The sequence below is a fragment of the Phenylobacterium sp. genome, from assembly GCF_031425575.1.
GTDB lineage: Bacteria > Pseudomonadota > Alphaproteobacteria > Caulobacterales > Caulobacteraceae > Phenylobacterium.
This window is the reverse complement of record NZ_JANPJP010000245.1, coordinates 1-6,560: the sequence shown is the minus strand read 5'-3', so window position 1 is coordinate 6,560 and position 6,560 is coordinate 1. Positions and strand designations below refer to the sequence as shown.

The window sequence follows — 6,560 nt, the reverse complement described above, 5'->3', positions numbered from 1 at the left end:
GTCGGCGGCGGCGTCCGCAGCGGTGGCCGCGGCGTCGGTCGCGGTGGCGGCGGCGTCGGCGGCGACGACGGCCGATTCGGCGGCGGCCGGGGCTTCAGCGGCCTTTTCGGCGGGCTTGGAGCAGGCGGCGGCGGTCAGAGCGGCGACGGCGGCGCCGGCGACGAGCAGCTTACGGAGAATGGCGGAGGTCATGTCCCAGATCCTTAGGTTAGTTATTGAAAGCACCCAACGAGGCGCGCCCCTACGGGAAGGCCCCAACAGATGGAATATGCCTGGGTTCGTGGTGAGGGCAAGGCTCAGCTTCACCAGAACTTGATCAGGCTAAACAAAAGGGCCGCCCCGAGGGGGCGGCCCTTCGTAGAACGCGATGCGCTCGAAGCTTAGTGCTTCGCGGCTTCGGCGGCGGCAGCGGCCGGAGCAGCAGCTTCGGCGGCGGCCGGAGCAGCAGCAGCGGCAGCGGCGTCGGCAGCGGCCGGAGCAGCGGCCATGGCGGCGGCGTCGGTCGAGGCGGCGGCGGCGTCGGTCGCGGCGGCGGCGGCGTCGGTCGCGGTGGCGGCGGCGTCGGTCGCTTCAGCAGCGGCGGCGTCGGCCTTTTCGGCGGGCTTGCCGCAGGCGGCGACGGAGATGGCGGCGACGGCGGCGCCGGCGACGAGGATCTTGCGAAGGAGTTCGGAGGTCATGCTGGTCCCCTAGGAAACGGAGGTGAAGAAGCGCCCGACTCGCCCCCGAATGGGAACGCCGCAAGCGCAAGGCACGAATATGCCGTGGTTCGCCCCGAGGGCAAGGCTTTAATTCACGCTCTCGTGATCACTTTTCTCCAACGCCGCTGCAACCCCTTTGAATTCCCCGATTTGGCGATCACGATTCGCGTCAAGGCTTAGGTGTGGCCGGGCCGATTCCAGCGGCTATATGGACCGGTCGGAGGAGAGTCGTCATGGATGTTGCGGTCGCGCGCGAACCTCGCGCGGTGCGGATCAACCTGCCCAGCCGGGGTGGGGAGATGTCGGCGCTGGAATTCGGTCCGGCCGAACGGCCTGTAGATATCGTCTTCACCCACGCCAATGGCTTCAACGCCCGGGCCTATGCGAGCATTCTGGCTCCCCTGGCGCCGGACTTCCACGTCCTGGCCGTCGATCAGCGCGGTCATGGTCGGTCTGGCCTAAAGCCGGAAATCGAGGGCCGGACGTCCTGGTGCGGCCTGCGCGACGATCTGCTGGCGCTGTTCGAGGCGCTCGACCTGAGGAACGTGGTGCTCGGCGGGCATTCCATGGGGGCCACCGCCAGCATCCTGGCCAGCGCCGAGGCTCCCGGACGGGTCAAGAGCCTCGTCATGTTTGACCCGGTGGTCCTCAGCCCTGAGACCATCGCCGCCAATGCCGACGGTGAGCCCATCGAATCGCCCCTGGTCCAGGGAGCCCTGCGCCGCCGCGCGGTCTTTCCCAGCCACCAGGCGGCGATTGAGGCCTATACCGGCCGCGGCGCCTTCAAGAGCTGGACGGCCGGCATGCTGGCCGACTACGTCGCCGATGGCTTCCGGGAGCGACCCGATGGCCAGGTTGAACTGACCTGCGCTCCGGAGTGGGAGGCTTCCAACTTCACCTCCCAGGCCCACGACACCTGGGACGCCTTCGCCCGCTCCAAGGCGCCTATCACCATCTTCCGCGCCGAGAATGGCTCCACCTGCCGGGTCGAAGGCCGTGAGGCGGAACTCACCGCCACCAAGCGGATCACTCTGGAGACCGTTCCCGGCACGACCCATTTCCTGCCCATGGAGCGCCCCGACGTGGTGGCGCGCGCCCTCAGGGCCGCGGCGTCAAAGCCCTAGGCCAGGCGTGAGCTGGGTCCGATAAGCCTCCTGGGCCGCCGGGGAGATGTCCACCACCTTGCGGACGCCGAGATCAAAGCTGATCACGACGGCCTCGGCGCTGGCCCAGGCCCGCCCGCTGATCGGGTCGACCATCCAGTGCATGACCCGGCGGGTGCGGGACTCCACGGCGGCGAAGCCTGACCGCAGTTCGATGGAATCGCCGGCGCGCGGCCAGTCGAGGTGCAGCACCCGGTATTCCAGCACCGCCCCGCCGATGTTCGGGGGCGGTTCACCGGCGACCGGTTCAGGCCCGGGCCGGGTCTCGCCAAACAGTCGGTTCACCCCGTCCGACACCCGGCCGATGAACATCTCGCCGCGCATGCGGCCGAACACGTCGCACTCGGCGAGTTGGATCACGCCCATGCCGATGCGGGTCAGGTTCAACTCCAGGGCCTTGGCGTGGCTGGCCATGGGTTGGACCGGCGCCAGGTCGAGACCCCGCGCCGCAGCGTAGGCGGGAATGTCGACCCGCAGGGCGTCGGCGGCATCACGAATGCGGGCCGGCCATGGGAAGGCGCGCAGATCGGTGCTGGTGACATGGGAGACCACCACCTGGAAGGTGGCCGCCGGCTCCCCCGACAGGTGACGGATCACCAGCAGCAGGCGGGCGTCGGTCTCGCCCATCTCCACCACCCCGCCAGTCATGATCAGGCCGGCGCCGGCGCGGGCCTCGCGCAGAAAGCGGATATGCTGTTCGCGGACCACCAGGGTCGATTCGGCGCCCGCGGTGAAGGCCCGTGGCATGCCCAGCTGCGCCGCCAGGCCGGCGATCCCCTCAAAGGACTTGGCGACCCAGAACCGGACGTTCAGGTGCCCCATCTCGTCGCATTCCCAGGTGTTGACCCCGCCGCCCCAGACCTCGATCACGCGTCCATCCCTCACTGTTGGCGCGAACTTACGGGAGGCGTCCTGTAACCGACAGGGGGCGGGCGGCGAATTCGTCTTCAAGCTCAAGCTCGTCTGGTGGACCATCGCCGCCGCATCCTGCCTGTGCGAAGCTGATGAGCCCCAGGGAAGCCCGCCACATGCCGCCGACGATGAAGGTCCTGGTCTATCGCCACAGCGTGGTCACGCGAATGACCCACTGGATCAATATGGTGGCCCTGATCCTGTTGCTGATGAGCGGGCTGCAGATCTTCAACGCCCACCCGGCCCTCTATTGGGGCCAGAAGTCCACCTTCGCCGAGCCCTGGGTCTCCATGACCGCCGTGGAGCGCGGCGACGAGATGGTCGGCCTCACCAAGGTGGGGTCCGTGACCCTGGAAACCACGGGCCTGTTCGGGTTCTCGGGGAACGAGAAGCGCGGCTTCCCCGCCTGGTCGACCGCCCCCGGCTATCGCAACCTCGCCGACGGTCGACACTGGCACTTCTTCTTCGCATGGGTCTTCGTGCTCAACGGCTTGGTCTATCTGTCCGCCAACAGCCTAAACGGTCACATCCGTCGCGACCTGCTGCCGACCAGGGACCAGCTGGCGCCGCGCCACCTCTGGCATGAGATCCTTGACCATGCTCGGCTGAGGTTCGCCAAGGGCGAGGAGGCCCGCCGGTACAACGCCCTGCAAAAACTGGCCTATGGCGGGATCGTGCTGATCGTCCTGCCGCTGATTGTGCTGACCGGGCTGACCATGTCGCCGGCGATCGACGCCGGCCAGCCCTGGCTGCCGGCGGTGTTCGGCGGGCGGCAGTCGGCGCGGACCATCCATTTCATCTGCGCGGGCCTGATCGTGGCCTTCGTCCTGGTCCACGTCGCCATGGTCCTGCTTTCCGGCGTCTGGAACAATCTGCGGTCGATGATCACCGGTCGCTACGCCATAGACGTCGAGGGAGATGCCCGATGAGCACCGCCGACACCCGCCGTGGCTGGCTTAAGGCCGGCGCCGCCGGCGCCGCGGGCCTGTGGCTCACCGCCTGCAACAAGGTCAACGACAACCCCCAGGTCCAGGCGACGCTCCGCAGCGCCGAGGGGCTGACGCGCAGGGCCCAGCGCCTGCTGATCAGCCGCAAGGCCCTGGCGCCGGAGTTCACTGAGGCCGACATCTCCCGCGACTTTCGCGCCAACGGTTCCATCAGCCCAGGTGACCCGGAGTACCGCAAGATGCTGCGAGCCGGGTTTTCCGACTACCGCCTGGTGGTGGACGGCCTGGTGGACAAGCCCCTGTCCCTGAACCTCGCTCAGGTTCGGGCGCTGACCTCCCGCACCCAGATCACCCGTCATGACTGCGTCGAGGGGTGGTCGAGCATCGGCAAGTGGAAGGGCGCGCGCCTGGGACCCTTGCTGGACCTGGCCGGACTGAAGGAGGACGCCAGATATATCGTCTTCCACTGCGCCGACAGCCTGGGCGGCGGGGGGCCGGAGGGGCGCTACTACGAGAGCATCGACATGATCGACGCCTATCACCCGCAGACGATCCTGGCCTACGAGATGAACGGGTCGGTCCTGCCGGTGGCTCACGGCGCGCCCCTGAGGCTGCGGGTCGAACGCCAGCTCGGCTACAAGCACGCCAAGTACGTCATGCGGGTCGAGGCCGTCGCCGACTTCGCCCACCTGGGAGCGGGCAAGGGCGGCTTCTGGGAAGACCGTGGCTACGAGTGGTACGCCGGGATCTGACCTGGCCCTACCAGGGGGTCTTGGCGGTCTGTTCGGCCTCGGCCTTGCACATGGCCGCGTCGGGTTTCGCGCCGGTCTTGCGGACCGCCTCAAGCTCGGCGCGGACCCCCTCCAGGTCAGCGCGGAAGGTGGGGTCGCCGCGCCAGGTCGCCAGGAGGGCGCCAGCATTCGTGCGGCCCGCCTCCACGGCGCTGACGCTGTGCACGCCACAGACCACCCGGCTCTCGCCGAAGGCGCGGCCGCGCACCAGGATCGGGGTCGCCTGGTCAGGCGCCAGTTCGGCCAGGAACATGGCCACGGCCCAGCCCCATGTCGCATGGCCCGAGGGGTAGTCCGGGCTGGCGGCCAGGGACTCCGTCTTCGGCGCGCAGATATTGCCCTCGCCCGCGATCAGGTACGGCCGTTGGCGCTTGAACACGTCCTTGACGCTGGAGACCTGCCGGCTGGCGTCGATCCCCATCCGGCTCAGCATGGCCATCAATTTCGGCGCGGCCTCGGGAGACATCTGCACGCCCACCGTGCAGCTGAAATCCTTCAGCATGTTGGCGGGCAGGGAGGGGACGTCGTTCTGGGCCAGGGACCATCGGGGCGAGCCCTCAAGACCGCGGGTGGCCTTGAACACCGCCTGGTCTTGCGCCTCCCGGGCCGAGCCGGTGACCGGGGCCGGCGGCAGGATCAGGGCCGCGGCGGGCCAGGTCTCGGGGTTCAGATAGCCAGTGGGCAGGGCCCGGGGCGGGGCCGCCGGCTGGGCCAGCGCGATGCCGGCGGCGGCCAGGGCACCTGTCAGGCTCAGGCCGATCAGTGTACGGCGCATTTCCTCTCCCTTGTTCTGTTGGGCTATCATGCGCATGCGCACCGCGGACGCAACGCCGAAGCTGGTGGGCTTTCTGTGGTGGGACGGCGTTAGGTCCTGGGTTAGGCTCACCAGGAAATCCAAGGCAGACGAGTGGACCCGCTTCCGACCCCAGCTTCGCCCTCCGAGGTGGACAGTCCGCGCCCCCGAAAGGCGCCGCGTCAGCTTGCCCTGATGCGCGCCCGCGCCGAACTGCTCCGCTGGCGGGTCGTGCCGCGCGTGCGCAAGCCTGGCCAGCGCAGGCTTAATCCCTGGCTGCCGCTCGTTCCGGTGCTGGTCCTGCTGTCGCCCGCCCTGCTGCTGGTCGCAGGGGTGGCCGTCTTCCTGCCCAGACCGTTCCGGATCCATCCCGCCACGGTGATGCTGAACCTCGGGCGGGTCATGATCGCCTTGAGCGAAGGCGACGATGAGGCGCGTCGCCCGCCCCGGATCTCCGACAACCGATCCTGAGGCCGGGATCGCAAACCACGGCTGCCACCGCGCGGGCGATGGCGGCCGACTTGTCTGCTACTTCGCGATCTTCTGGAAAAGCTTCGCCCAGCGAGGCTTTTCACGGGTCTTCCAGGCGCCGCGGTGCCAGGCGTCCGACGCGATCAGCGGCACGACGGTGCTGGCCTCGGCGAACACCATCTGTTCCCAGGTCACGTCGACCTTGCCCCAGGAGCAGGCCTCCTTGAGCGTCGAGGAGGAGCAGGCACCGTCACGCACATCGGCCACCGTGATCTGGATGGCGTACTTGTGCATGTCGACCTCGTGGCCGAGGATTTCGGCGCAGACCACGGTGTCCTGGGCGAAGTTCTTCGGAACCCCGCCGCCCACCATGAACAGCCCGGTCGTGCCCGCCGCGATCTTGACGTCGGTCAGCTCGCGGAAGTCGGCGACGGAGTCGAGGGTGAGGTAGGGCTTGCCCGCCTTCATGTTCTCCACCTGGTGCTTCACCAGGCCAAAGCCCGCCGACGAGTCGGTGAAAGCCGGGCAGAAGATGGGGATGTCGAGCTCGTAGGCCGTCTCGATCAGCGATCCCTGCTTCTTGGCGTTGCCGTCGGCCAGCCACTTGCCCATCTCCCAGATGAACTCACGGCTCGAATAGGGGCGCGGCTCCAGCATGTTGCAGAGCTGGAAGATAACATCGTCGCAGTTCTGGAGCTCTTCCTCGTCAATATAGGTGTCGTAGATGCGGTCGATATAGAGGGCGCGCAGGTCGCGATCGTCGACCGGATCCTGGGGCTTGG

General features: G+C 68.2%; 9 protein-coding genes. 4 read left to right on the top strand and 5 right to left on the bottom strand.

Features of this window, described 5'->3' with window-relative positions:
• Together RMO97_RS14100 and RMO97_RS14095 are read right to left on the bottom strand one after the other, a co-directional pair.
• Positions 1-192 (bottom strand): hypothetical protein (locus RMO97_RS14100; protein ID WP_409035317.1); only part of this gene is annotated, 192 nt, incomplete at its 3' end.
• A 188-nt stretch (positions 193-380) separates the two neighbouring features.
• The gene (locus RMO97_RS14095) at positions 381-680 is read right to left on the bottom strand and encodes a hypothetical protein (RefSeq protein ID WP_310541680.1); all 300 of its coding nucleotides are present in this window, start codon (positions 678-680) and stop codon (positions 381-383) included.
• Positions 681-934: 254 nt separating this feature from the next.
• Between RMO97_RS14095 and RMO97_RS14090 the strand changes: the two genes are divergently transcribed.
• Complete coding sequence (locus RMO97_RS14090; protein WP_310541679.1) at positions 935-1,825, top strand: alpha/beta hydrolase; 891 nt, start codon at positions 935-937, stop codon at positions 1,823-1,825.
• Here the strand turns inward: RMO97_RS14090 and RMO97_RS14085 are convergent.
• Positions 1,814-2,734, bottom strand: coding sequence for a thioesterase family protein (locus RMO97_RS14085; RefSeq protein ID WP_310541678.1), 921 nt, complete (start codon positions 2,732-2,734; stop codon positions 1,814-1,816). The two genes, RMO97_RS14090 and RMO97_RS14085, sit on opposite strands and share 12 nt — an antisense overlap.
• Positions 2,735-2,868: 134 nt before the next feature.
• On the opposite strand from RMO97_RS14085, the gene RMO97_RS14080 reads away from it, so the two are divergent.
• Both RMO97_RS14080 and RMO97_RS14075 read left to right on the top strand, forming a co-directional pair.
• Entirely contained in the window at positions 2,869-3,705 is an 837-nt protein-coding gene (locus RMO97_RS14080; protein ID WP_310541677.1) for a cytochrome b/b6 domain-containing protein, read from the top strand.
• Positions 3,702-4,475 carry a molybdopterin-dependent oxidoreductase gene (locus tag RMO97_RS14075; protein ID WP_310541676.1) on the top strand — a complete coding sequence of 258 codons (774 nt, stop codon included), beginning with the start codon at positions 3,702-3,704 and terminating at the stop codon, positions 4,473-4,475. The genes RMO97_RS14080 and RMO97_RS14075 overlap by 4 nt, the downstream gene beginning before the upstream one ends.
• Before the next feature lie 7 nt (positions 4,476-4,482).
• On the opposite strand, the gene RMO97_RS14070 is transcribed toward RMO97_RS14075, so the two are convergent.
• Positions 4,483-5,289 carry a phosphatase PAP2 family protein gene (locus RMO97_RS14070; RefSeq protein WP_310541675.1) on the bottom strand — a complete coding sequence of 269 codons (807 nt, stop codon included), beginning with the start codon at positions 5,287-5,289 and terminating at the stop codon, positions 4,483-4,485.
• A 213-nt stretch (positions 5,290-5,502) separates the two neighbouring features.
• Between RMO97_RS14070 and RMO97_RS14065 the strand changes: the two genes are divergently transcribed.
• Positions 5,503-5,778, top strand: a complete 276-nt coding sequence (locus tag RMO97_RS14065) for a hypothetical protein (RefSeq protein ID WP_310541674.1) — start codon at positions 5,503-5,505, stop codon at positions 5,776-5,778.
• Positions 5,779-5,835: 57 nt separating this feature from the next.
• On the opposite strand, the gene RMO97_RS14060 is transcribed toward RMO97_RS14065, so the two are convergent.
• Positions 5,836-6,560, bottom strand: a 725-nt coding sequence (locus RMO97_RS14060) for a deoxyhypusine synthase family protein (RefSeq protein ID WP_310541673.1), incomplete at its 5' end; no start/stop codon positions are given.

Coding starts and splice junctions, on each gene's coding strand:
- RMO97_RS14095 (WP_310541680.1), bottom strand. CDS start 680: ATGACCTCCGAACTCCTTCGCAAGATCCTCGTCGCCGGCGCCGCCGTC.
- RMO97_RS14090 (WP_310541679.1), top strand. CDS start 935: ATGGATGTTGCGGTCGCGCGCGAACCTCGCGCGGTGCGGATCAACCTG.
- RMO97_RS14080 (WP_310541677.1), top strand. CDS start 2,869: ATGAGCCCCAGGGAAGCCCGCCACATGCCGCCGACGATGAAGGTCCTG.
- RMO97_RS14075 (WP_310541676.1), top strand. CDS start 3,702: ATGAGCACCGCCGACACCCGCCGTGGCTGGCTTAAGGCCGGCGCCGCC.
- RMO97_RS14070 (WP_310541675.1), bottom strand. CDS start 5,289: ATGCGCCGTACACTGATCGGCCTGAGCCTGACAGGTGCCCTGGCCGCC.
- RMO97_RS14065 (WP_310541674.1), top strand. CDS start 5,503: ATGCGCGCCCGCGCCGAACTGCTCCGCTGGCGGGTCGTGCCGCGCGTG.